This window comes from Paraclostridium bifermentans (assembly GCF_019916025.1).
GTDB lineage: Bacteria > Bacillota > Clostridia > Peptostreptococcales > Peptostreptococcaceae > Paraclostridium > Paraclostridium bifermentans.
In genome coordinates, this window is the sequence record NZ_CP079737.1 from 493,110 (window position 1) to 520,040 (window position 26,931).

At 32.0% G+C, this 26,931-nt stretch carries 20 protein-coding genes and 2 rRNA genes; 19 read left to right on the forward strand and 3 right to left on the reverse strand.

Annotation, left to right across the window (positions count from 1 at the left end; all coding sequences use genetic code 11):
* Window positions 1-40 precede the first annotated feature (40 nt).
* The 4 genes from KXZ80_RS02470 to KXZ80_RS02485 all read left to right on the forward strand — a co-directional run bounded on the left by KXZ80_RS02470 (window position 41) and on the right by KXZ80_RS02485 (window position 5,833).
* On the forward strand, window positions 41-1,102 hold the full coding sequence (locus tag KXZ80_RS02470) for a DUF2776 family protein (protein WP_021433971.1): 1,062 nt from the start codon (window positions 41-43) through the stop codon (window positions 1,100-1,102).
* 214 nt (window positions 1,103-1,316) lie between these two features.
* Window positions 1,317-2,720 carry a glutamate decarboxylase gene (locus KXZ80_RS02475; RefSeq protein WP_223132724.1) on the forward strand — a complete coding sequence of 468 codons (1,404 nt, stop codon included), beginning with the start codon at window positions 1,317-1,319 and terminating at the stop codon, window positions 2,718-2,720.
* A gap of 250 nt (window positions 2,721-2,970) precedes the next feature.
* Window positions 2,971-4,386: a glutamate:gamma-aminobutyrate antiporter gene (gadC, locus tag KXZ80_RS02480; RefSeq protein WP_021433969.1), complete on the forward strand. Its 1,416-nt coding sequence runs from the start codon at window positions 2,971-2,973 to the stop codon at window positions 4,384-4,386.
* Between the two features lie 55 nt (window positions 4,387-4,441).
* Entirely contained in the window at window positions 4,442-5,833 is a 1,392-nt protein-coding gene (locus KXZ80_RS02485; RefSeq protein WP_021433968.1) for a glutamate decarboxylase, read from the forward strand.
* Window positions 5,834-5,900: 67 nt separating this feature from the next.
* Here the strand turns inward: KXZ80_RS02485 and KXZ80_RS02490 are convergent, their stop codons facing one another.
* Complete coding sequence (locus KXZ80_RS02490; protein WP_021433967.1) at window positions 5,901-6,794, reverse strand: C39 family peptidase; 894 nt, start codon at window positions 6,792-6,794, stop codon at window positions 5,901-5,903.
* Window positions 6,795-6,999: 205 nt separating this feature from the next.
* Between KXZ80_RS02490 and KXZ80_RS02495 the strand changes: the two genes are divergently transcribed.
* The 12 genes from KXZ80_RS02495 to KXZ80_RS02550 all read left to right on the forward strand — a co-directional run bounded on the left by KXZ80_RS02495 (window position 7,000) and on the right by KXZ80_RS02550 (window position 19,510).
* On the forward strand, window positions 7,000-7,893 hold the full coding sequence (locus KXZ80_RS02495) for a DUF2156 domain-containing protein (RefSeq protein ID WP_038285916.1): 894 nt from the start codon (window positions 7,000-7,002) through the stop codon (window positions 7,891-7,893).
* 214 nt (window positions 7,894-8,107) lie between these two features.
* Window positions 8,108-8,845 (forward strand): GDSL-type esterase/lipase family protein, encoded by a 738-nt coding sequence (locus KXZ80_RS02500; RefSeq protein ID WP_167699377.1) that lies wholly within the window; start codon window positions 8,108-8,110, stop codon window positions 8,843-8,845.
* Window positions 8,846-8,860: 15 nt separating this feature from the next.
* Window positions 8,861-9,331: a DUF4358 domain-containing protein gene (locus tag KXZ80_RS02505; RefSeq protein WP_021433964.1), complete on the forward strand. Its 471-nt coding sequence runs from the start codon at window positions 8,861-8,863 to the stop codon at window positions 9,329-9,331.
* 17 nt (window positions 9,332-9,348) lie between these two features.
* Window positions 9,349-10,755 (forward strand): MBOAT family O-acyltransferase, encoded by a 1,407-nt coding sequence (locus tag KXZ80_RS02510; RefSeq protein WP_021433963.1) that lies wholly within the window; start codon window positions 9,349-9,351, stop codon window positions 10,753-10,755.
* 15 nt (window positions 10,756-10,770) lie between these two features.
* Window positions 10,771-11,934: a DHHW family protein gene (locus KXZ80_RS02515; RefSeq protein ID WP_021433962.1), complete on the forward strand. Its 1,164-nt coding sequence runs from the start codon at window positions 10,771-10,773 to the stop codon at window positions 11,932-11,934.
* 471 nt (window positions 11,935-12,405) lie between these two features.
* Window positions 12,406-14,535, forward strand: coding sequence for an anaerobic ribonucleoside-triphosphate reductase (gene nrdD, locus KXZ80_RS02520; RefSeq protein WP_021433961.1), 2,130 nt, complete (start codon window positions 12,406-12,408; stop codon window positions 14,533-14,535).
* Window positions 14,536-14,551: 16 nt separating this feature from the next.
* Entirely contained in the window at window positions 14,552-15,055 is a 504-nt protein-coding gene (gene nrdG / locus KXZ80_RS02525) for an anaerobic ribonucleoside-triphosphate reductase activating protein (protein WP_021433960.1), read from the forward strand.
* 394 nt (window positions 15,056-15,449) lie between these two features.
* Window positions 15,450-16,049 (forward strand): 30S ribosomal protein S4, encoded by a 600-nt coding sequence (rpsD, locus tag KXZ80_RS02530; RefSeq protein WP_021433959.1) that lies wholly within the window; start codon window positions 15,450-15,452, stop codon window positions 16,047-16,049.
* 205 nt (window positions 16,050-16,254) lie between these two features.
* Window positions 16,255-16,569, forward strand: a complete 315-nt coding sequence (gene trxA, locus KXZ80_RS02535) for a thioredoxin (protein ID WP_021433958.1) — start codon at window positions 16,255-16,257, stop codon at window positions 16,567-16,569.
* 24 nt (window positions 16,570-16,593) lie between these two features.
* Window positions 16,594-17,472, forward strand: coding sequence for an NAD(P)/FAD-dependent oxidoreductase (locus tag KXZ80_RS02540; protein WP_021433957.1), 879 nt, complete (start codon window positions 16,594-16,596; stop codon window positions 17,470-17,472).
* 202 nt (window positions 17,473-17,674) lie between these two features.
* Window positions 17,675-18,007, forward strand: a complete 333-nt coding sequence (locus KXZ80_RS02545; RefSeq protein WP_021433956.1) for a winged helix-turn-helix transcriptional regulator — start codon at window positions 17,675-17,677, stop codon at window positions 18,005-18,007.
* A 132-nt stretch (window positions 18,008-18,139) separates the two neighbouring features.
* Window positions 18,140-19,510, forward strand: coding sequence for a cation:dicarboxylate symporter family transporter (locus KXZ80_RS02550; RefSeq protein WP_021433955.1), 1,371 nt, complete (start codon window positions 18,140-18,142; stop codon window positions 19,508-19,510).
* Between the two features lie 28 nt (window positions 19,511-19,538).
* Here KXZ80_RS02550 and KXZ80_RS02555 read toward each other — a convergent pair whose 3' ends face one another.
* Entirely contained in the window at window positions 19,539-20,312 is a 774-nt protein-coding gene (locus KXZ80_RS02555) for a CPBP family intramembrane glutamic endopeptidase (protein ID WP_021433954.1), read from the reverse strand.
* A 99-nt stretch (window positions 20,313-20,411) separates the two neighbouring features.
* Window positions 20,412-21,455 carry a YdcF family protein gene (locus KXZ80_RS02560; RefSeq protein ID WP_021433953.1) on the reverse strand — a complete coding sequence of 348 codons (1,044 nt, stop codon included), beginning with the start codon at window positions 21,453-21,455 and terminating at the stop codon, window positions 20,412-20,414.
* 190 nt (window positions 21,456-21,645) lie between these two features.
* Between KXZ80_RS02560 and KXZ80_RS02565 the strand changes: the two genes are divergently transcribed.
* The 3 genes from KXZ80_RS02565 (at window position 21,646) to KXZ80_RS02575 (ending at window position 26,889) form a co-directional block, all read left to right on the forward strand.
* Window positions 21,646-21,945 (forward strand): PTS, IIB, encoded by a 300-nt coding sequence (locus tag KXZ80_RS02565; protein WP_021433952.1) that lies wholly within the window; start codon window positions 21,646-21,648, stop codon window positions 21,943-21,945.
* Between the two features lie 272 nt (window positions 21,946-22,217).
* Window positions 22,218-23,719 (forward strand): 16S ribosomal RNA (locus tag KXZ80_RS02570).
* A gap of 255 nt (window positions 23,720-23,974) precedes the next feature.
* Window positions 23,975-26,889 (forward strand): 23S ribosomal RNA (locus KXZ80_RS02575).
* Together the 16S and 23S rRNA genes form the textbook arrangement of a ribosomal RNA operon.
* Window positions 26,890-26,931: the final 42 nt, after the last annotated feature.

The window sequence follows — 26,931 nt, forward strand, 5'->3', positions numbered from 1 at the left end:
TGCTTTTTATTTTAAAATTATAAGTTTGGAGGTAATTAAGGTGAATTATTATATTAGTATCCTTTTTCGTGCAATACCACTATTAATGGGAGCTATATGTTTAGGATATGGTATTTATGTTAAAGATTTAGGTCAAGCGATAGGGTCAGACTTTGTAGTCGCAGGTCATGTTTTAATATACTTAACTTCTATATGCATAGCTTTATTTACTACAGCTGCAACAATAATATTACAGATTATAAATAAATACAATAAATTTTATAAATGGTCATTGCCAACAATAGGTTATTTAGCAGGTATAGTTACAATTATTATGGGTGTGATTTTATGGAGAATAGGGATATATATACCTCCGTATTTTGTATCTGGAAATGTAGTTGTAGGATTAGGTTTAATAACTTGTTGTGTTTCAACGGTGGCTACAGCTTCAACTAAATTTATGATGATTCCACAAAATGGATCTAATTTAAAAGAAGGAGAAAAACCAGAAGGAGGATTTAAAGAGTCTACTGTAAAAATACTTATAGGAATACCAGCTTTATGTACAGCAATTGCCTTTTTTAGAGGAATATATTTATTATTCAACTCAGTTTCAAGTGACTATTTAGTAGCGGGTCATGTTTTGATAGGAATTGGATTTGTTTGCGCTAGCTTAATTCTATTAGTAATTAGTATAGTTAGACAGATACAAAACACATTTACAGACAAAGAACGTTATAGATGGTCGATACTTGTAGCTGTATTTGGAACTATAGATATATTATGGGGAATTGCAATATTGTCTACATCTAAAGATCCGATTATGATAGCTCCAGGTTATGTTTTAATTGGATTAGGTATCGTATGCTACAGTATTTTAAGTAAAGTATTATTATTAGGAATGGTTTGGAGAAAGTCAAATCCATTAGCAAAAAGAGTACCTTTAATACCGGTATTCACAGCGCTTATATGTTTATTTATGGGAGCGTTTTTATTTGAATCTGAGATATTTAATATAGCTTATTTTATTCCGGCGCGTGTAATGATTGGTCTTGGAGCAATTTGTTTTACTTTATTTTCAATAGTATCAATATTAGAAAGTGGAACATCTTCGTCAAAATAGCAAGAAAAATTGCAAAAAAAATGTTTAGCTAGTTTTAAATGTGGTATATATAAAATATAATAAAAAACTAAGATATTTAAAGTAAACTAAAGTATTTAGAAGATAAATACTTAAAAATAATTATATATAAGTTGATTTTAATTATATTTGTTTTTTATTGATAAAAATACATAAAATTTATATGATATAGTTCATATATGAGGAGGCTTTTAAAATGTTATATGGTAGAAAAGATCAATTAGGAGATAGTTATGATACTCCAATATTTGGGACAACAGAATCTGGCTCTAGCGTGCCAAAAGATGTTTTAGGGAAAGATTCTATTGCTCCAAATGTAGCTTATAGATTAATCAAAGATGAGCTAATGAATGAAGGAAATGCAAGACTTAACTTATGTACATTCTGTCAAACATATATGGAAGATGAAGCAACAAAACTTATGGCAGAGACATTAGAAAAAAATGCTATAGATAAATCTGAATATCCACAAACAACAGAGATGGAAAACAGATGTGTAAATATGATAGCAAACTTATGGAATGCACCAAAAGAATTAAATTATATAGGTACATCAACAGTAGGATCATCAGAAGCATGTATGCTTGGTGGTATGGCAATGAAATTCAGATGGAGAAATAGAGCAGAAAAATTAGGAATAGATGTAACAAAAAGAAAACCAAACTTAGTAGTATCTTCAGGATTCCAAGTTTGTTGGGAAAAATTCTGTGTATACTGGGATATAGAGATGCGTTTAGTACCAATGGATGAAGAGCATATGAGCTTAAATGTAGATAAAGTTTTAGATTATGTAGATGAATATACAATAGGGGTAGTAGCACTTCAAGGTATAACATATACAGGAAAATTTGATGATATAAAAGCATTAGATGCATTACTTGAAGAATACAATAAAACAGCAAAAATAAGTGTACCAATACATGTTGATGCTGCATCAGGTGGATTATTTACACCATTTATAGATCCAGATATGGAATGGGATTTTAGATTAAAAAATGTAGTATCAATAAGTACATCAGGACATAAATACGGATTAGTATACCCAGGTATAGGATGGGTAATATGGAAAGATGAAGAGTACTTACCAAAAGAATTAATATTTGAAGTAAGTTACTTAGGAGGATCAATGCCAACAATGGCAATAAACTTCTCAAGATCAGCAAGTCAAGTAATAGGACAATATTACAACTTCTTAAGACTTGGATTTGAAGGATATAGACAAATACATCAACGTACAAAAGATGTTGCTATGTATTTATCTGATGAAATAGAAAAAACAGGATTATTCAAAATTTATAATAATGGGGAAAATTTACCAATAGTATGTTATAGATTAATTGACAACGCTAATGTAGAGTGGACATTATATGATTTAGCAGATAGATTAGCAATGAAAGGATGGCAAATACCAGCATATCCATTACCAATTAACCTAGACAAAACAATAATACAACGTATAGTATGTAGAGCAGACTTAAGTCATGATATGGCTGAATTATTTATAAGAGATTTAAAAACAGCTATAAGAGATTTAAATGATGCAAATGTATTAGTACATGGTAAAGAACCAGAAAATAAAGTGTACGGATTTACTCACTAATATAAAAATATAGTATAGATTGAAAAAGTCTTAGTGTTATTTAAAAAATACTAAGACTTTTTTTATTGTTTGTTAAATTGAAAGCTAATGAAACTTAAATTGCAAAACTGAAATAAAATGAAATTTTTTTTGCAAAAAAAGTTTAATAGGATTATAATAGGGTAAATATACAATATACAATTAAAAAATTATTTTAGGCCTATGATAATTTACATTGAGAAGAATTAAGACAAAATAGGAGATGATTGACATGAAAGAAGAAAACGCAGCTAAAGGGAATTCACTTACTTTGTTTGCATTCTTCGCAATGACTGCATCAATGGTTATGACTGTATATGAGTATCCTACATTTGCTACGTCAGGATTTAATCTAGTATTTTTCCTTTTACTTGGAGGCATATTATGGTTTTTACCAGTAGCATTGTGTGCAGCAGAAATGGCCACAGTTGATGGCTGGCAAGAAGGCGGAATATTTGCTTGGGTTGGAAATACATTAGGAGAAAGATTCGGATTTGCAGCGATATTTTTCCAATGGTTCCAAATTACAGTTGGATTTGTAACAATGATCTATTTTATACTAGGTTGTTTTTCATACATATTCAATTGGAATGCTTTAAATAATGTTCCAGTTTTAAAATTTATAGCAGTTTTAGTTGTATTCTGGGGATTAACATTATCACAATTAGGTGGAACAAAGAATACTGCTAAGATAGCAAAAGCAGGGTTTATACTTGGAATAGCCATACCAGCTATAATACTATTTGGAGTATCGATAGCTTATTTATTACAAGGTAATCCGATAGATGTAAAGATAGGAGCTAAATACTTTGTTCCTGATTTTTCAAAAGCAAATACATTAGTTGTTTTCGTATCATTTATATTAGCATATATGGGTGTTGAAGCATCAGCATCACATGTAAATGAATTAGAAAATTCTAAACGTAATTATCCATTAGCTATGATTATATTAGTTATAGTAGCTATAATACTTAATACAATTGGTGGATTAACAGTAGCCGCTGTAATTCCACAAGGTAATTTAAATTTAAGTTCAGGCGTAGTTGATACTTTTAAAGTTTTAATACTACACTTTATACCAAATGGAACATGGATTGTAAAATTAATAGCTTTACTATTAGCATTAGGTGTAATGGGCGAGGTTAGTGCATGGGTTGTAGGACCATCAAGAGGTATGTATATAGCAGCTCAAAAAGGAATTTTACCAAAATCATTAACTAAAACTAATAAACATGATGTTCCAGTAAATTTAGTTTTTATACAAGGTATAGTAGTTACGATATGGGCAGCAGTTCTTACACTTGGAGGTGGTGGAGACAATGTTTCATTCCTTACAGCTATATCACTAACAGTAGTTATATACTTAGTAGGATATTTACTATTCTTCATAGGATATTTTAAATTAATACTTAAAGACGGAGATTTAAAACGTTCTTACCAAGTTCCTGGTGGAAAAATATTTAAGTTAATAGTTGCAGCATGTGGTTTCTTAACTTCAATATTTGCATTGATTATATCATTTTTCCCACCAAGTCAATTAGTTGGCAAGAGTATACATGAATACTTAACTATATTAAGTGTGAGTTTTGTAATAACAGTATTAATACCATTTGTAATATATTCAATTACATGTAAGAAGAATAGATAATATAAAATAATTAAAATAAAAAAACAAACAGCGTAATTCAGGGAGGTTTTTCAAAATGTTATTCAAAAAAGAAGATGATTATAGTACACCAGTGTTTGGGACAATAGAGTCTGGCTCTAATATTCCAAAAGACGTAATAGGGAAAGATTCTATTGCTCCAAACATAGCGTATAGATTAATAAAAGACGAGTTAATGAATGAAGGAAATGCAAGACTTAATTTAGCAACATTTTGCCAAACATATATGGAAGATGAAGCAACACAACTTATGGCAGAAACACTAGAAAAAAATGCTATAGACAAATCTGAATACCCACAAACAACAGAGATGGAAAATAGATGTGTTGATATGATAGCAAACTTATGGAATGCACCAAAAGAATTAAATTATATAGGTACATCAACAGTAGGATCATCAGAAGCATGTATGCTTGGTGGTATGGCTATGAAATTTAGATGGAGAAACAGAGCAGAAAAATTAGGTATGGATACAACAAAGAAAAAACCAAACTTAGTAGTATCTTCAGGATACCAAGTTTGTTGGGAAAAATTCTGTGTATACTGGGATATAGAGATGCGTACAGTTCCAATGGATGAAGATCATATGAGTTTAGATATAGATAAAGTTTTAGATTATGTAGATGACTATACAATTGGTATAGCAGCATTACTTGGAATAACATATACAGGAAAATTCGATGATATAAAAGCATTAGATGCTTTAATAGAAGAATATAATAAAACAGCAAAAATAAGTGTACCAATACATGTTGATGCTGCATCAGGTGGATTATTTACACCATTTATAGATCCTGAGCTTGAGTGGGATTTTAGATTGAAAAATGTAGTATCAATAAGTACATCAGGACATAAATACGGATTAGTATACCCAGGTATAGGATGGGTAATATGGAAAGATGAAGAGTACTTACCAAAAGAATTAATATTTGAAGTAAGTTACTTAGGAGGATCAATGCCAACAATGGCAATAAACTTCTCAAGATCAGCAAGTCAAGTAATAGGACAATACTATAACTTCTTAAGACTTGGATTTGAAGGATATAGACAAATACATCAACGTACAAAAGATGTGGCTATGTATTTATCTAAAGAAATTGAAAATACAGGATTGTTTAAGATATATAATGATGGTGAGAATTTACCTATAGTATGTTATAGATTAAGAAATGAAGATGCTGTACAATGGACATTATATGATTTAGCAGATAGATTAGCGATGAAAGGATGGCAAATACCAGCATATCCATTACCTGTTAACCTAGATAAAGTTATAATACAACGTATAGTGTGTAGAGCAGATTTAAGCTATGATATGGCCGAATTATTTATAAGAGACTTAAATACAGCTATAGATGATTTAAATAAAGCAACTATATTAGTTCATGGTAAAAAAGCAGAAAATAAAAAATATGGTTTTACTCATTAATTATATAAAAAGAAGCTAATTCAATTGAATTAGCTTCTTTTTATATAAATCAATATAAGTATTAAATTTAAATACTAAATGCCCATACATTTTTAGCTTCTTTTAAAAATACGTCAACGTCCCAAGTTTTGCTACTTCTTTCTTTACTATCAGAGTCATTAACTATTATCTTTCCGTCATCAGTAACACCAGTTAAAACAATATAGTGACCTTCTGTTGTAAAATGTCCAGGACCCATAGTTGCTATAACTGGATTTCCTTTTTCAAGGTTTGAGATAATACTTGAAGCACTTAAAGGTATAACCTTACCTTTAAGACCTAATTTTTTAGCTCCATCAGTCATTAATGACCAAGCTGTACCAACACCATCTACTAGATATCCGTTTTTAACACTAAAGTTTTCAATATATTTTGGGCTGAAGTTCTCATTTCCAGTAAGACCTACAGCAACCATTGATAGGGCTGTTGGACCACAACCATTAATTGCAAAATAATCAGGGCCATATTTATCATAACCCCATCTTTCATCCCATTGCATGTATAAAGGTATTTCGCCTTTTGTATAACTTCCTTCAACAGGTGTTGATACTTCAGTTTGTCCACCTTTATGATCTACAAAATCAGCGACGAAATCTATTGTTTCAGGCTTTTTAGATGCCATGGCTAAAAATTCAGGAGGATACTCACTTGGATCTTTTAGTATGTCATAAATTTTAGGATATACAGGAGCTAAATTTATTAATTTCTGAATTACAGGATCTTTTGATTCAAGTAATTCTTTAGACAATTCAACAGTTTGTGGGCTTGCATATCCAACTGTGGTTGAAAATGCATTTGATACCCCTTTATATCCTATAAATATACCTAATGATAAAACTATGGGTAAAGCAATAAGTTTAATTTTGTGCTTGTTTAGCTTTTGTTGCTTTTTTACGCTATGTTTTCCTTTTGCATAAGCCAATTTCTAATCCTCTCCTCTAATGTATAAAATCAAGTCTACTATAATTATACAACTTTAAATTAAATACAATATAACAAAACTGTAACAAATTTTTTCTATAAATAAATTGACAATTTCAAACATGGTTACAAAAAAGTAACTAATTAATTAAATCAATTAAATTTGATATAATGTAATATATGATATATTGATTTGGAGGTAATTTATTGTGTTTAAGGATATAGAAATAGATTGTAAAAACATATTAGATAAATATTTTGATTTAGTTGATTATGAAGCATGTGAGTATTGTTTTACTACATTATATATGTGGAAAGATTTATACAATACAAAGTACTATGTTGAGGATGATTTTGCTATAGTTGCAGGAGAATATGAAAACAAAGGTTTTATAATACTCCCTTTAGCAAAAAAAGAAAATATGAATAAAGCTTTTGACTTTATAATTAAAAACTTTGAAAGACAAAATAAACAAATTCATTTAAAAGCTATAAATAAAGAAGTCGTTGAATACTTACAAAGTGTTTATGGAAATAGATTTGAGTATATTGAAGAACGTAACAACTTTGATTATATATATGATGGAGAAAGTCTAAGAACTTTATCTGGAAGAAAAAATCAAAAGAAAAGAAACCATCTAAATAGTTTCGTTAAAGAATATGGTGATAGAGTAGAATATAAAAAATTAGAAGAAGCAGACTTTGATGAATGTATAAATTTATTAAAAGAGTGGTCAATAGATAAAGAGGAAAGTATAGAACTAGATAGTGAATTTAAAGCAATAAAAAGGATATTTAAGAATTATGAAAAATTAAAAGATACATTAAAGATAAGTGGTATATATATTGACTCTAAATTAGAAGCATTTTCTATTGGAGAAATGTTAAATGATAATATGGCGGTAATACATGTTGAAAAAGCAAATGCGGATATAAGAGGATTGTACCCTTATATTAACCAACAGTTCTTATTAAATGAATTTAGTGATGTTGAATTTGTTAATAGAGAAGAAGATTTAGGTATAGAAGGTCTTAGAAAAGCGAAGCTTTCATATCACCCAGTTAAATTTGCTGAAAAATATACTGTAATAGAAAAATAAAATGTTAAATTATTGAAATAAAGGCATTGTCATAGAAATTGGCAATGCCTTTTGTTATTATAAAGTCATGTCGAAAAAAATAGAAAAATGTAAAAAAAGATATATGCAACATTAATATACAAAGAGTATAATATTAATTGCTTAAAGTAAGAAAAACAATATTATATGTGAGAAAGAAGTGACACTTATGAGGAAAATTTTATATGTTCGTATTGTGAAAATTGCTTTGATCGGAGGCGCTATACTAATTTTATTAGGCTTTGCAAGGCATATATATAAAAGTAAATTTGGTCAACCAGAAGCAAATCCAGAAAAAGGCGTAGCTAAAATAAAAGAATTAGAATCAGAAGATATATCAAGTATAAGAAATGAAATTGAAAAAAATAGCGATGATAATTCAAATATAGATGAAAACAAAAACGATGTAAACTTTGAAAAGGTATTTGAGGATTCAGTAATAATGGGGGATTCAAGAGGAGAGGGACTAACAGAATATGGGTTTTTAAGTCCATCATCAGTTGTAGCATATAAAGGAAGAAATGTAATAGAGGCAAAAGGAGATGTATCAGAAGTTGTTAATCTTTCACCTAGTAATATATTTTTAACTTATGGGATGAATGATTTACAATTGTTTAGTAATTCTAAGGACTTTATTAATAAGTATGAAATACTTATTAAGGATATTAAACAAAAACTACCAAGTTCTAAAATATATGTAACTTCTATCATACCAACAACACAATCAGCTATGGAAAAAGATCATAGTTTTAAGAATGTGTACAGTTTTAATAAGGCATTAGAAGATATGTGCAAGGATTTAAATGTGGAGTTTATAAATGTTAATGATAGCGTTAACTCAAAGAATAACTTGTATGAGCCAGATGGTATACATTTTAGTGCTAAATTTTATAATGGGTATTTAAACATTTTAAAGAATAAGGCTAATCTATAGATAGGAGTGAGTGTTTTGAAAAAGTTTAAAAAGTACATTTTAACGCTTAGTTTTGTATGTACTATGTTTATTGCTAGTGGGTGTGGAATAAATAACGATAAGTCTGCTAGTAGTATAACTGAAGATATTAGCAAAACTGTTAATTTAAATAACATGGAAAAAAGTGATAGCAAATCTTTAAGAAGATTTTTTGGTTTAAACTCTAGTGAGTTTGAAGATTTTTCAATATACATACCTAAATCTACGATGGATGTAGAAGAAATGCTTGTGATAAAAGTAAAAGATAAAGGCCAAATTCAAGGAATAGAAGATGCTATAGATAGTAGAGTTAATAAGCAAATTGAAAGTTTTAGTGGATATGGACCAAAACAAGTAGCATTACTTCAAGATTACGAAGTTAAAGATAAAGGTAACTTCGTATTTTATGCAGTTTCAAAGGATTTAGATAAACTGACTGATGCATTTAAAGAAAGTATCAAAAATTAAAAAAGAGAGGTAAACCAATGGTTTTTAGTAGTATAGTATTTTTATTCACTTTTTTACCTATAACCTTGATTCTATATTATATTTCACCTAGAAAAATGAAAAATATAGTCTTATTGTTAATTAGTTTGATTTTTTATGCATGGGGAGAACCTGTATATGTTTTTCTTATGATGTTTACTACTGTATTTGATTATTTAATAGGACTACTTATAAATAAATATAGAAGAAATAAGATTAAATCCAAACGAATATTTATATTTGCTGTTTTAGTGAATTTAGGTATATTAGGATTTTTTAAATATTATGGATTTGTAATTGAAAATATAAATAGCGTATTTTCTTTAAATATTGGATACAATCAGTTGCCACTTCCAATAGGAATATCATTTTATACGTTTCAAACATTATCATACGTTATTGATGTTTATTTAGACAAGGTAAAAGTTCAAAAGAGTTTAATATCTTTTGGTCTTTATGTAACCATGTTTCCGCAGTTAGTTGCAGGACCTATTGTTAGATATACAGACATAGATTATCAGTTAAAGCACAGAACTCATAGTATGAATAAATTTGGAGAGGGTGTAGATAGATTTATACAAGGACTTTCTAAAAAAGTATTGCTTGCTAACAATATAGGTATGATATTTACCAGTATACAACAATATGATGCAAGTGAAATATCTGTATTAACAGCTTGGCTTGCAATAGCTGCATATACTTTACAACTATACTTTGACTTTAGTGGATACTCAGATATGGCAATAGGTCTTGGTAAAATGCTAGGGTTTGACTTTATAGAGAACTTTAATTATCCATACATATCTAAAAGTGTTACTGAATTTTGGAGAAGATGGCATATATCTTTAGGAAGCTGGTTTAGGGAATATGTTTATATACCTTTAGGAGGGAATAGATGTAGTACGATATTCCAACTTAGAAATCTATGTATAGTATGGTTTCTTACAGGACTATGGCATGGAGCTGATTGGAACTTTATATTATGGGGCTTATACTATGGATTGATCTTAATAATAGAGAAGTTTTTATTAAAGGATATACTAGAAAGAATGCCTAGCGTTATACAGCATATATATACAATGGTACTAGTTATGATTGGATGGACATTTTTTGGAATTGAAAGTATACAAAAATCTTTAGAATACATAAAAGTAATGTTTTTCTTAAATGGAAACAAGATAATTGATTCAACATTTATTTATTATTTACATACAAATTTAATTCTTTTAATAATTTTAATATTATGTTCTACGCCTATAGTTAATAAGGTATTTAAAAAAATTATAAAAAATGGAAAAATGGAAGGAGTTACATTGGCTGTAATAGTCCAATTTGTTTTGTTATTTTTAAGTATAGCGTACTTAGTAAATGAAACATATAATCCTTTCTTATACTTTAGATTCTAATAAGGGGTGAGAACTTTGAAATTTACAAAAAAAGATACGAGAAAATATAAAAATATATATGTAAAGTTAATGGCAATAATGTTTTTAGTAACAATATTTTCGTTTGTAGGACTTAATTTGATAACTAAAGATAAGCAGTTTTCAGAAAATGAAAATAGACTTCTAGAACAAAAGCCCAAATTTACATTAGATAGATTGTTTGAAGGTAGATACACTAAAAAATATGAAAAGTATACTGTTGACCAAATGGTTGGAAGAGATGAGTTTATAAAAATTAAAACTAAAGCAGATGACCTTATGGGGAAAAATAGTGAAAACGGTGTATTTAAATGCGATGATGGATATTTAATAGAAAGCTTTGGGAAACCAAATGAAGAGTATGTGAAGGCTAATATAGAAGCTATAAACAAGTTTGCAGATAAACATAAGAACATAAAGACAAGTATGTTAATAGCACCAACAGCTGTTAATATATTAGAGGATAAATTACCTGCATTTGCTCCTGTTTATAATCAAGACGAGTATTTAAGTAGATTGTCAAAATCTATTGACAACAAAATAGATTTTGTAAATATATCAAGTGAAATGAAAAAACATAAAGATGAATATATATATTATAAAACGGATCACCATTGGACTACATTAGGAGCATATTATGCCTTTTTAGATTTTGCAAAGCAATCAGGATTAAAATCTCAACCTAATAGTTATGACAAGTACAGGGTGTCAAATGATTTTTATGGAACTCTATATTCAAAGAGCGGTTATAAAGTAAAACCTGATCAAGTTGATATATACACGCCTAAAGATAAAAATGATCAGGTAATAGTAGAATATAAAGAAGAGAAGAAAAAATCTCCAACTATATATGAAAGTGAAGCATTGAAGAAAAAGGATAAGTATGAAGTTTTCTTAGGTGGAAACCATCCAGTTGTAGATATAAAAACTACAAGTGAAAGTGATAAAACATTGCTACTAATAAAAGATTCTTATGCGAATAGTTTTGTTCAATTTTTAACTCCATATTATAAAGAGATTATAATGGTAGACCCAAGATATTATTATGAAGATATAGAAAAATTAATTAAAGAAAAGAACGTTACGGATTTACTTTACTTGTATAATGCAAACACATTTTTTAATGATTCATCATTAGCGCCAGTATTAAATAACATATAAAATTCGCTTTGATTGAGCGACTACGAACTACTTTATTTCGCTCAAATTTCATGGCGTCAACGACCACTTGACAAACTCGTGTCCCGTTACTTAAACGACTTTGTACGTTGCTCAAAAAGTTTTTTACTATAAAAATTATAGGATATTGATATAACTAAGTTTCATAAATTAACAATAATGCATGAGTAAGTATAATTTTCAAGTGTAAAAAAATTAATAAAAAAAATAAAAAAAGAAACTGTATCTAGAGTGTAGATTTAGAGCGGTTTCTTTTAAATTTTTATGATAAATTTAAAAAAATATGGGTATTAATCAACTTGAATATATACTATATATGGTATAGAATGGACTATGTGCTTACTACATATAGTATAAAAAATACTCATATGAACAACATAAAATTATAAAAGTCAATACTTTTGTAGAATAAAATTTAATCAATCAATATGTATTAGACAAAAGGAGAGTTTTATGAATAAACAATTAAATATAATTAAAAGAGATGGCAGTGTTGTAAAATTTGATAAAACAAAAATAGAAAATGCAATACTAAAAGCTATGAAGTACGGAAGTGGAATATATGAAGAAGAAATGGCTAAAGAAATAGCCAATGAAATTGAATTAAGTTTTAATCAAACAAAAGACGTAGCAACTGTTAATAAGGTTGAAGATATGGTTTATAAAAATTTAATAAATCATAAACATGAATTAACAGCTAAAGCATATGAGGGGTATAGAGCGGTTCAATCATTTAAAAGAGAAGTTAATACTACAGATGATAGTATTTTAGGTCTTTTAGATAACAGTAATGAAGATGTTATGAATGAAAATTCTAATAAAAATGGTTTGTTAGCTTCAACTCAAAGAGATCTAATAGCTGGGGAAGTATCAAAAGATATAGCTAGAAGAAAGTTAATTCCAGCTCATATAGCACATGCTCATGATGAGGGAGTTCTTCATTATCATGATATGGATTATGCTATACAACCTATTCATAACTGTATGCTTATAAACTTAGAAGATATGCTAAATAATGGTACAGTAATAAGTAATAAGTTAGTTGAATCACCAAAGTCATTCACTACAGCTTGTACAGTTACTACACAGATAATAGCTCAAATTGCTAGTGGGCAGTATGGAGGTAACTCTATAACTATAAAACATATTGCTCCATTTTTAAGAGTTTCATATGATAAATATTTAAACAAATATAAGGATAAGTATCCAGAAGAAATGGCTAAAGATTTAGCTGAAGATAGAATGTTAGAAGAGTTAAAAAATGGAATTCAAACTATAAGATATCAACTATCTACATTATATACAAGTAATGGTCAATCTCCATTCTCAACTATTTACTTAGAAATTGAAGAAGGTAACGAGTATGAAAGAGAAATGGCTTTAATTTGTGAGGAAATGATAGCTCAAAGATTAGAAGGAATGAAAAACTACAAAGGACAAGAAGTAGGAGAAGAATTCCCTAAGTTAGTTTATCTATTAGATGAGCATAATTGCTTAGAAGGTGGTAAATACGACTACATTACTAAACTAGCAGCTAAATGTAATACAAAGAGATTAGTACCTGATTATCAAAGTGCAAAAATAATGAAAAAAAATTACGAAGGAAACACATTCCCACCAATGGGATGTAGATCACACTTGAGTCCATGGAAGGATGAGAATGGAAATTATAAATGGTATGGAAGATTTAACCAAGGTGTAATTTCTTTAAACTTAGTGCAAGTTGCATTAACAGCAAATCAAGATATGGAGAAGTTCTGGGAGATATTAGATGAAAGATTAGAACTTTGTAGAGAAGCTCTAATGGTTAGACATGATTTATTAAAAGGTGTAATATCAGATGTATCACCTATACATTGGCAACATGGTGGTATAGCAAGACTTAAAAAAGGAGAAAAAATAGATTCATTATTAGAAAATGGATACTCAACTCTTTCTTTAGGTTATGTTGGTGTGTATGAAATGACACAAGCTATGCTTGGAATTAGTCATACTACTAAAGATGGTGAAAAATTTGCACTTGAAGTAATGAATCACTTAAATAATACTTGCCAAAAATGGAAGGATGAAACTGGTCTTGGATTTGGGTTATATGGAACTCCAGGAGAAAGTTTAACTTCAAGATTTTGTAGAATAGATAAACAAAAATTTGGAGAGATAAAAAATGTTACAGATAGAATGTATTACACAAATTCATATCATGTTCATGTAAGTGAAGAAATAGATGCTTTTGAAAAGTTAAAATTTGAAAGTCAGTTCCATGATATAAGTTTAGGTGGATGTATAAGTTATATAGAAGTTCCTGATATGAGTAAAAACTTACCTGCAGTAGAACAAATAATAAATTATATATACCACAATATACAATATGCTGAGATAAACACTAAACCTGATATTTGTTATTCTTGTGGTTATACCGGAGAAATAAAGTTAGATAAAGATTTAGAATGGTATTGCCCTAATTGTGGAAATAGAGATAAGAATGAAATGCAAGTTATGAGAAGAACTTGTGGATATATAGGTGCAAATATGTGGGGAAAAGGACGTACACAGGAAATAGGCGAAAGAGTTTTACATCTATAAGGTTGGAGTGATGAAAATGAGATTTTCTAAAATAAAAGATAATGATATAGCTAATGGATTAGGGATAACTATGTCTTTTTGGACTCAAGGATGCCCGCATCATTGTAAAGGATGTTTTAATAAAGAGACATGGGACTTTGATGGAGGACAAGAATTTAAGCAAGAAAACTTAGATTATATTATAGAAAACATAAATAAAAATAATATATATAGAGATTTAGCAATATTAGGAGGAGAACCATTATGTTCTCAAAATGTTGAAGGCGTAATTAGTTTATGCAAAGAATTTAAAAGTCATTATCCAAATAAACTTATATATTTATGGACAGGATATACTGTAGAAAAATTTAATGAAAATCAAAGAGAGATTTTAAATTATATAGATATATTAATAGATGGACAATTTGAAGAAGAACGAAAAAATTTATCTATAAAATTAAGAGGTTCTTCGAATCAAAGAGTTATAGATGTAAAAAAATATTTAGATAAAAATGAAATCATTTTATATGATCTTAATTAATAAAATAGACTAACCAATTATAAATTATATTGGTTAGTTTTTTTATATTCTTAATGATAATAATTTTCATTTACAACAAATAATACCTATGTTATACTAAAGACATAGAGAAAAGCCTTCTCTACAAAAAAATGATGCTATAAATTTATAAAGTACTCAATCCCGCAGATATAGTTTAAGTTTAATGTCCGGAACATAAACTATTAGTACTTTTAAATTTGTGCCAAAAATTACACTCAAAAACTAAAAAACTTCTTAAAAAGAGTCATGATTGTATACATGACTCTTTTTAATGATAATGAAAGTCATTTACATAAAATAAAAATTATGATATAGTGTATACAGGCTTAAAGTTATCGCGGCAAAATTTCTAATTTTATAGGAGATGATAATTATGGCAAAAATGATGGGACCTAGATTTAAACAATGTAGAAGGTTAGGACTTAATGTGTGTGGACATCCAAAAGCTATGGATAGAGCAACTAGAGGAACTTCTAGAGCAGATAAAAAACTTTCACCGTATGGATTGCAATTACTAGAAAAGCAAAGATTAAGAGCTTATTACGGGGTTTTAGAAAGACAATTTTCTAACTGTGTAAAAAAAGCTATGAAAGCTCAAGGAGAAACAGGTACGGTACTAGTTCAATTACTAGAATGTAGGCTAGATAACTTAGTTTATAGATTAGGACTAGCTAGCTCTATAAGACAAGCTCGTCAAATGGTAGTACATGGACACATACTAGTTAATGGAAATAAAGTCGATAGACCTTCTTATGGAGTATCAGTAGGAGAAAAGATATCTCTAAGAGAGAAATCTAAAAAGAACTCTATGTTTATTGATAGTTTTCAACAAAATGCTAATAGCCAATATTCTTACCTAAGCAAGGACCTTGATGATGTGTCGGGAACTCTTACTAAAATACCTGAAAGAAACGAAGTTCCAATAGAAATAAATGATATTTTAGTTGTTGAGTACTACTCTAAGCTTAAGTAGGTAATTAATTAAAATAAAGAAATGTAGAGCTTTAGTTCTACATTTTTTTTATATTAATTAATTATTTCAATTTAAGATACAAAGAATTTTATTTAAAGGTAATAATAAAGTAGAAAACTAGTTACGAATAAGTAACTAATTGTTATAGATAAAAACTGATGATATATTAAAGTTATTATAAAACATAAATAAAGGAGAAATGAAAATGAGTAGAATAATAAATACAGAAGAATTTAACGTAGAGGTAGAAAATGCAAGTGAAACAACAGTAGTGGACTTTTTTGCAACATGGTGTGGTCCATGTAAAATGTTAGCTCCAGTATTCGATGAATTAAGTGGAGATATAGATGAAGCTAAATTTTTAAAAGTAGATATAGATCAAAGTTTAGAGTTAGCTAGAAAATTCCAAGTAACTACAGTGCCAACAGTAATTGTATTTAAAGATGGAGAAGAAGCTGAAAGATTAGTAGGATTTATACCTAAGCAAAAGTTAGAAGATATGGTAAAAGCTCATATATAATTAATATAGAGAGGAATGTTGAATATGAGATATGATATTGCAATTGTAGGAAGCGGACCAGCTGGTTTAGCAGCTGCTATAAATGCTAAGATACGTAATAAAAATATAATACTATTTGGATCTCACAATGGAAGTGATAAATTAGTTAAAGCTCCATCTATAGATAATTATCTAGGAATTTATGATGTAAGTGGAGCAGAGTTGAGTGAAAAATTTACTAATCACGTAAAAGAGATGGGAATTGAAATAACTCAACAAAGAGTTAATAATGTATACCAAATGGGAGATTATTTTGCATTAGCTGTTGGAGATGAAATTTATGAAGCTACAACGGTAATAATAGCGACAGGTGTACAATATGGAAAAATGATTAAAGGGGAAGAAGAATATTTAGGAAAAGGCGTAGGATATTGCGCTACATGTGATGCTGGATTATATAGAGATAAAGTTGTAGCTATAATAGGATACAATCATGAAGGAGAAGAGGATGCAAACTTTTTAAGTGAAATAGCATCAAAAGTTTATTATATACCTATGTATAATTTATCTAATAAGTTAGATTCTTCTATAGAAATAATCGATAGTAAACCTATAGAAATAAAGGGAGATACATTGGTAAATAAACTTGTATTAAAAGATAGAGAGCTAGATGTGGATGGGGTTTTCGTTATAAAGGATAGCGTATCTCCTAGTTATATGGTTCCTGGGTTAGAAGTTGAAGGACCTCATATAAAAACTGATAGAGAAATGAGAACAAATATAGATGGACTTTATGCTGCAGGAGATTGTGCAGGTAAGCCATATCAATACTTAAAGTCTGCAGGGCAAGGGCAGATGGCAGTTTCTAGTGCTATATCACAGTTAGATAAATTAAGAATAAAACAAATGGGATTAGAAAAATAATATAAAGTAAATAACCTAAAATTCAAGAAAAATTAAATCTTGTTATTTTAGGTTATTTTTATTTGAATAATGAATAAGATTAGTTATAGAAAAAAGCTATAATAAAACTTGGATATGCAAAATTCATAATAATCAAAATTGGACAAAATATTGGCGATATTATAACCTTGTATACACAAATAAAAATAGGAGGGCCAAATTAATGTACAATGTAAGTGATATGACATTTGACTGTCCAGTTGAAGCTCTATCTAGCATAGTTGGTAAAAAATGGGTAGCAAGAATAGTTTGGGAGATCCAAGATAGTAGAATTAGATTTGGAGAGTTGCAAAGAAAAATAGATGGATGTAGCAAGAAAATGTTAGTTCAACAACTTGATTTATTAGTAGAAAATAACATTGTTATAAATAATAAAAAAGTAGTGAAGAATAGTATAGAATCTACTTATTATTTAAGTAAATCAGGGCTGGAGTTACTACATGTTATTGCCAATATGATAAAGTGGAGCAACGAACATATAGTATGTAATGATTAAAATTTTAAAATTTTGAAAAGTAAAAAAATTAGAAGTTACCAAAAAGTTACCAGTTGATATAATTTTTAGGACTTGTTATATTATATAAAAAAGCAAAGCCTTTAACTTTGCAAAAAGTATAAGGAGGAACACATGAATTACACATTTTTCTCAGAATTCCTTATGGTAACAAATTGGTTAACTTTGTTATCGGTAGGAATATTAATAGGACTATTCTTTATAGTCAAAAAATTAACTAAAAAGCTTAATTTTACCAAATTGATGATATCATCAATTGCAATGGGAATTGGCTTAGGGTTAATAATTCAATTTATAGCAGGTTTTCCAAATGACCCTACAAAAGTCACTTGGTTAACAGAAGTATCTAAATGGTATGGATTATTTGGATATGGATTTATGGATTTATTAAAAATGCTAGTAGTACCTTTAGTATTTGTTTCAATTGTAAGAGTTATAATGAACTTAAAACAAGGTGAAAATTTAGGTAAGTTGACAGGTAGAACTATTTTTATGCTACTTGGAACAACAGCTATAGCAGCAGCAGTTGGAATAATAGTTGGAAATTTATTTAAACTGGGAGTGGGACAAGAAGTAGCTAATCAAGCTACAGAACAATTAAGAGAAGTAACACCTGTAGTAGATACTTTAAGAGGGTTACTACCATCAAACCCAGTAGATGCTATGGCACAAGCAAATGTAGTAGCTATAGTTATATTTGCAGGATTTATAGGTATAGCAATAAAAAGATTGAGTAAAAAGCACGCAGATACAATTAAACCTTTTGTAGACTTAATTGAAGCGTTTTATAAGATAATAATAAGTATATCGATAACTGTTATAAAGTTAATGCCATATGCTGTAGTTGCATTAATGGCAAGTTCTATAATTGATAGAGGGATATCTTCTATAGTAGGTGTTATAGATTTCATATTAGCTTTATATGTGAGTGTTGCAATAATGTTTATAGTACACTTAATAATAATATCGATTAATGGGGTTAATCCTATTAAATACTTAAAAAATGCATCTAAACCTCTTATATTAGCATTTACTTCAAGATCTAGTTTAGGAACATTACCAGTTACTATAGAAACATTAAATGATAATTTAAAAGTAGATCAAGGTATATCTAGCTTTGTTGGAAGTTTAGGCGCTAATATGGGTATGAATGGTTGTGCAGGAATATACCCAGCATTAATGGCTGTGACTGTAGCCAATATGTCAGGAACAACTATGAACTTTAGTTTCTATGTAATGTTATTAATAGTAATAACAATAAGTTCTTTAGGAATAGCAGGAATTCCTGGTACGGCAACTATGTCTGTATCTGTTGTTATATCAGGTATGGGACTAGGAGCATACTTCCCATTATTAGGTGGAATAATTGCTATAGATCCAATATTAGATATGGGACGTACAATGCTTAATGTAAATGGAGCAATGGCATCAACTATAGCAGTTGCAAATAGTTTTGATGAGATAGATAAAAATTCTATAGAATAGAATAAATATAAAAAATAGACTAAGATAACTATCTTAGTCTATTTTTTATGCACTTAGTAGAAATAAATAAAATTATAAGCCCGACTATAGCTGTAGATATTGAAATTATTATATGAAGATCTACAGAATATTTAAATACATAGGAACATGCATTATCTAAAGCATGAAATAGTATACATAGCCAAATGCTATTTGTTTCCATATATATAAATGTTAGAACAAATGATGATGCTAAGCAGCTCAATGCAAAAGGTAAAAAGTTTAGATGTTGTTGAGGAGACCCAACAACAAACCAAAGTGGTAAATGCCAGCAAGACCAAATTAATCCTATTAATAAAGAACTTTTCAAAGGTGAATACTTGGACAATAACTTAGGGAGTAAAAAACCTCTCCAACCTATTTCTTCAAGTCCGCCACCGAAAATCATAAATGGTGCAATCCATGTTAAAAAAATTAATGGATAAGTTAATAAAATATATTTATCTCTAAAAAAGCATACAACTATAAATGGTGTTGTCCATAAAATTAAAATAGTAATTAAAACATAAAGGTATTCCTTGAAACTTCTTTTCATATCTATACAACTTTTTAAAAATCTACTAAAATCATTTTTTGAGTAGAATTTGTGAACAGTAAGTATACCTGCTATAGCTGGGGAGTATCCAGATAAAGCATAAAAAATCATAAAAATAGGAGAACCGTATGTTAATACTCCTAATTGAGTAAGTGGAATTGTAACTCCAAATCCCATTATGCAGGTTATAAATATTATGAAAAAAAAGTATTTAACTTCATTAGACATATGAACATATACCCCCAATCTAAGTAAAACTCAAATATATTAAAATATATTTGAATAATAATAATATATACCTATTTGACTAAGGTTAAACATAATTAATTAAGCTGGAAAAACAAAATAATGATTTATAAGAGTTAATAAAATTGAAAAAACAAATATTATAACTATTATAATCATATGTCTTTTTTTATTCATTACAACAAGTGCTATATACTCTCTTATTAACGCATTAGGAAGAAAGTATATAGCAGTTTTTGATCCTAGACCATTACTTTTCAAATTAGCCATTCTTGCGTATATGCTAGCTCTAAAAACATGATAATTATTAGTTACAAATATACTTTTATAACCATTAGGCATTAAATTATCCATAATAACTTTTGAAAATTTCATATTTTGTAGCGTATTAACTGAGTTATCTTCAATAATTGTATCTTTAGATGGTATCCCTTTACTTAATGCATATTTTTGCATAGCTAGACCTTCTGGAATATCTTCATCTGGACCTTGACCTCCAGAAAAAATGATTTTAGGAGAAAAAGAAACCTTAGACTGTTCATTATAGAAAGTTATAGCTCTGTCAATTCTGCTAGCAAGTAGAGGAGGAACTTTATCGCCAAAAACTCTACTACCTAACACTATTATGAAATCTTGATCTTTCTTTGGTTTATTAAATTGAGATATTAAAGAAATCATTAAGAAATTAAAAATACTAAATAAGAAGTAAAATTCTAAAAGTAAAAAACTACCTAAAAAAACAGTTACATCTTTTGGTAAGAATTTTTCTGGATTAAAAAATGTTAAAATTAAGTGGAAAACAAGTGCTAATCCTAAAAATAGAGTTAACATATTAGATAAATTTCTACTTTCCTTTTTCATAACAATTTTAGCATTTAAAAATAAACCGAAAATAAGGGCGTAAATTCCAAATATCGAAACAATCATAAATATGATAAATAAGATTAAAAATAAAACTATTAAAATTCGGTTTCCTGTAGAAAATGCTAAGTATGTAAATGAAATAGCAAAAGATATAAGAAATATATTAAAAAATAATCCGTTAACAAGTCTTCTTCTATCCTTAAAATAAGATATTAAAAAGATAGACAATGTTATTATTGGAAACAAATAAATAAAAAACATACGTTACCTCCTAAATAAAAATGAAATATATATTAGATTCATTATATATTTTTTCAATAATTAAGTTAATAGATACGTATAAATGTAATAATAAAAGAATAGTTATATCATAAAATAAAATTTATAATGAAAATAAATTATATTTTATGATATAACTATATAACAAGAATTAAAAAAGAGAGGTACGAGTATGAATAATATAGTAGTTATATGTGAAGATATAAACTGTGGTAATAAATTACAGCAATCAGCCAAAGAATTCAACTATGACGTTAAATTTGAAATACAAAATGAAGATACAATTATAAATGAAATATCTGAAAAAGATATAAAAGATGCAAGTGCTGTTTTATTTGTAATAAATAAAGGTATAGAAGAAGTCAATGAAATCGAAAGATTCATAGATGTTGAATATTATGAAGTAGAGCCTTGTATAGCATTAGAAAATCCTAAACAAGTTATAAGTGAAATAATAGCTGATTTAAACTAAAGAATAGTAAGAAGCTTTGTGGTTAATCTCAAAGCTTTTTTATATTTATAAAAAAATAAAATTAAATTTTAAAAAAGTATTGACGATGTCAAATTAAGGTGGTATAGTATTACTTGTCCTTAAGAAACGGACGAAACACAAAAGAAAAAATGAACTTTGAAAATTAAACAGTAGGTTAATTATAAAAATTCTTTTTTTAAAGAATTAAACACAAACAACCAAGCCAGATATTCAGATAATGATTAGCTGAGCGATGGACAACTTTTTAAATTATATTTGAGAGTTTGATCCTGGCTCAGGATGAACGCTGGCGGCGTGCCTAACACATGCAAGTCGAGCGATCTCTTCGGAGAGAGCGGCGGACGGGTGAGTAACGCGTGGGTAACCTGCCCTGTACACACGGATAACATACCGAAAGGTATACTAATACGGGATAACATACGAAAGTCGCATGGCTTTTGTATCAAAGCTCCGGCGGTACAGGATGGACCCGCGTCTGATTAGCTAGTTGGTAAGGTAATGGCTTACCAAGGCAACGATCAGTAGCCGACCTGAGAGGGTGATCGGCCACACTGGAACTGAGACACGGTCCAGACTCCTACGGGAGGCAGCAGTGGGGAATATTGCACAATGGGCGAAAGCCTGATGCAGCAACGCCGCGTGAGCGATGAAGGCCTTCGGGTCGTAAAGCTCTGTCCTCAAGGAAGATAATGACGGTACTTGAGGAGGAAGCCCCGGCTAACTACGTGCCAGCAGCCGCGGTAATACGTAGGGGGCTAGCGTTATCCGGAATTACTGGGCGTAAAGGGTGCGTAGGTGGTTTTTTAAGTCAGAAGTGAAAGGCTACGGCTCAACCGTAGTAAGCTTTTGAAACTAGAGAACTTGAGTGCAGGAGAGGAGAGTAGAATTCCTAGTGTAGCGGTGAAATGCGTAGATATTAGGAGGAATACCAGTAGCGAAGGCGGCTCTCTGGACTGTAACTGACACTGAGGCACGAAAGCGTGGGGAGCAAACAGGATTAGATACCCTGGTAGTCCACGCCGTAAACGATGAGTACTAGGTGTCGGGGGTTACCCCCCTCGGTGCCGCAGCTAACGCATTAAGTACTCCGCCTGGGAAGTACGCTCGCAAGAGTGAAACTCAAAGGAATTGACGGGGACCCGCACAAGTAGCGGAGCATGTGGTTTAATTCGAAGCAACGCGAAGAACCTTACCTAAGCTTGACATCCCACTGACCTCTCCCTAATCGGAGATTTCCCTTCGGGGACAGTGGTGACAGGTGGTGCATGGTTGTCGTCAGCTCGTGTCGTGAGATGTTGGGTTAAGTCCCGCAACGAGCGCAACCCTTGCCTTTAGTTGCCAGCATTAAGTTGGGCACTCTAGAGGGACTGCCGAGGATAACTCGGAGGAAGGTGGGGATGACGTCAAATCATCATGCCCCTTATGCTTAGGGCTACACACGTGCTACAATGGGTGGTACAGAGGGTTGCCAAGCCGCGAGGTGGAGCTAATCCCTTAAAGCCATTCTCAGTTCGGATTGTAGGCTGAAACTCGCCTACATGAAGCTGGAGTTACTAGTAATCGCAGATCAGAATGCTGCGGTGAATGCGTTCCCGGGTCTTGTACACACCGCCCGTCACACCATGGAAGTTGGGGGCGCCCGAAGCCGGTTAGCTAACCTTTTAGGAAGCGGCCGTCGAAGGTGAAACCAATGACTGGGGTGAAGTCGTAACAAGGTAGCCGTATCGGAAGGTGCGGCTGGATCACCTCCTTTCTAAGGAGTAATTGCCTACTGTTTAATTTTGAGAGCTTATTGTTCTCAAAATTAGTACTTTGAGCAACGGGATATGAGCTATATTAGCGAATAGACGTTGGCGACGTACTTTAGTACTTTGAAAACTGCATAACATTTAGTGATGATTAAATAAACCAATTATAAGAGAAGAAAACTCTTTAAAAAATAACACTTTTAAGCAATGGGACATGAGTCATATTGACGAATGGACATTGGCGAAGTCATTTAATAACTGGTCAAGTTATTAAGGGCGCAGGGCGGATGCCTTGGCACTAAGAGCCGATGAAGGACGCGATAAGCTGCGATAAGCTTCGGGGAGTTGCACGTAAACTTTGATCCGAAGATTTCCGAATGAGGAAACTCACTTAGAGTAATGTCTAAGTATCATTAAGTGAATACATAGCTTAGTGAGGGGAACCCGGGGAACTGAAACATCTAAGTACCCGGAGGAAAAGAAAGAAATTCGATTCCGTAAGTAGCGGCGAGCGAACGCGGAATAGCCCAAACCAGTGAAGTTTTCTTCGCTGGGGTTGCGGACACATCATCAACAAAGAGGTATCGTAAACGAAGAGAGTTGGAAAGCTCCGCTATAAAGTGTAATAGCCACGTAGTTGAAACGAGAAGACTTTAGATGTGATCCAGAGTACCACGGGACACGTGAAACCCTGTGGGAAGCAGGAGGGACCATCCTCCAAGGCTAAATACTACTTAGTGACCGATAGCGCATAGTACCGTGAGGGAAAGGTGAAAAGAACCCCGGGAGGGGAGTGAAATAGAACCTGAAACCCTGCGCTTACAAGCTGTGGAAGCACTTTATATGTGTGACCGCGTACTTTTTGTAGAACGGGCCAACGAGTTACGATAGTAAGCTAGGTTAAGTACTTAAGGTATGGAGCCGTAGTGAAAGCGAGTCTTAAATGGGCGTTAAGTTTGCTGTCGTAGACCCGAAACCGAGCGACCTATCCATGAGCAGGATGAAGCGAAAGTAAAATTTCGTGGAGGTCCGAACCCACGAGCGTTGAAAAGCTCGGGGATGACTTGTGGATAGCGGTGAAATTCCAATCGAGCTCGGAGATAGCTGGTTCTCCCCGAAATAGCTTTAGGGCTAGCCTCAAGGTTGAGAAATACGGAGGTAGAGCACTGAATATCCTAGGGGGCATTGCGCTTACCGAAGATTATCAAACTCCGAATGCCGTTATTTTATACTTGGGAGTCAGACTGTGGGTAATAAGATTCATAGTCGAGAGGGCAACAGCCCAGATCGTCAGCTAAGGTCCCTAAATGTAAGTTAAGTGGTAAAGGATGTGGGATTGCATAGACAACCAGGATGTTGGCTTAGAAGCAGCCACTCATTTAAAGAGTGCGTAATAGCTCACTGGTCGAGTGATCCTGCGCCGAAGATTACCGGGGCTAAAACTTACTACCGAAGCTACGATATCATTTATGATAGGTAGGGGAGCTTCCTATGCAGGCTGAAGCATGACCGTAAGGACGTGTGGACAGTATAGGAGTGAGAATGTTGGCATGAGTAGCGAGACGTGGGTGAGAATCCCACGGGCCGTAAACCCAAGGTTTCCAGGGGAAGGTTCGTCCGCCCTGGGTTAGTCGGGACCTAAGCCGAGGCCGAAAGGCGTAGGTGATGGACAACAGGTTGAGATTCCTGTACCACCGATAATCGTTTGAGAGATGGAATGACACAGTAGGATAAGCTAACCACACTGTTGGTTATGTGTGGCTAAGTACTGAGGCAGTCAAGGCAGGCAAATCCGCCATGATAATGCTGGGGTACGATGGGGAGCGAAATTAAGTAGCGAAGTAGCTGATTTCACACTGTCGAGAAAAGTTTCTATCGAGATTAAAGGTGCCCGTACCGCAAACCGACACAGGTGGGTGAGGAGAGTATCCTAAGGCCAGCGAGAGAACTGTTGTTAAGGAACTCGGCAAAATGACCCCGTAACTTAGGGAGAAGGGGTGCCACGTTAGGGTTAACGCCCGAGGTGGCCGCAGAGAATAGGCCCAAGCGACTGTTTACCAAAAACACAGGTTTCTGCTAAGTCGCAAGACGATGTATAGGAGCTGACGCCTGCCCGGTGCTGGAAGGTTAAGGGGATCTGTTAGGATTTATCCGAAGCAGTGAACTTAAGCCCCAGTAAACGGCGGCCGTAACTATAACGGTCCTAAGGTAGCGAAATTCCTTGTCGGGTAAGTTCCGACCCGCACGAAAGGCGTAACGATTTGGGCACTGTCTCAACAACAGACTCGGTGAAATTGTAATCCCGGTGAAGATGCCGGGTACCTGCGACAGGACGGAAAGACCCCATGGAGCTTTACTGTAGCTTGACATTGAATTTTGGTGCTACATGTACAGGATAGGTGGGAGGCTATGAAATCGGGACGCCAGTCTCGGTGGAGCTATCCTTGGGATACCACCCTTGTAGTACTGAGATTCTAACCAGATACCTTGAATCAGGTATTGGGACACTGTCAGGTGGGCAGTTTGACTGGGGCGGTCGCCTCCCAAAGAGTAACGGAGGCGCTCAAAGGTTCTCTCAGCACGGTCGGAAATCGTGCGTAGAGTGTAAAGGCAGAAGAGAGCTTGATTGCAAGACATACAGGTCGAGCAAGGACGAAAGTCGGACTTAGTGATCCGGTGGTTCCGCATGGAAGGGCCATCGCTCAACGGATAAAAGCTACCCTGGGGATAACAGGCTTATCTCCCCCAAGAGTCCACATCGACGGGGAGGTTTGGCACCTCGATGTCGGCTCATCACATCCTGGGGCTGTAGTAGGTCCCAAGGGTTGGGCTGTTCGCCCATTAAAGTGGTACGCGAGCTGGGTTCAGAACGTCGTGAGACAGTTCGGTCCCTATCCGTCGCAGGCGTAGGAAATTTGAGGAGACCTGTCCTTAGTACGAGAGGACCGGGATGGACGTACCTCTGGTGTACCAGTTGTTCTGCCAAGGGCATGGCTGGGTAGCTATGTACGGAATGGATAAGCGCTGAAAGCATCTAAGCGCGAAGCCAACTTCAAGATAAGATTTCCCACCGTAAGGGTAAGATCCCAGGAAGACTACCTGGTTGATAGGTCGGAGGTGTAAGTGCAGCAATGTATGTAGCTTACCGATACTAATAGATCGAGGACTTGACCAAGATTATTTAATCTTACAAATGTTATTCAGTTTTTAGAGTACT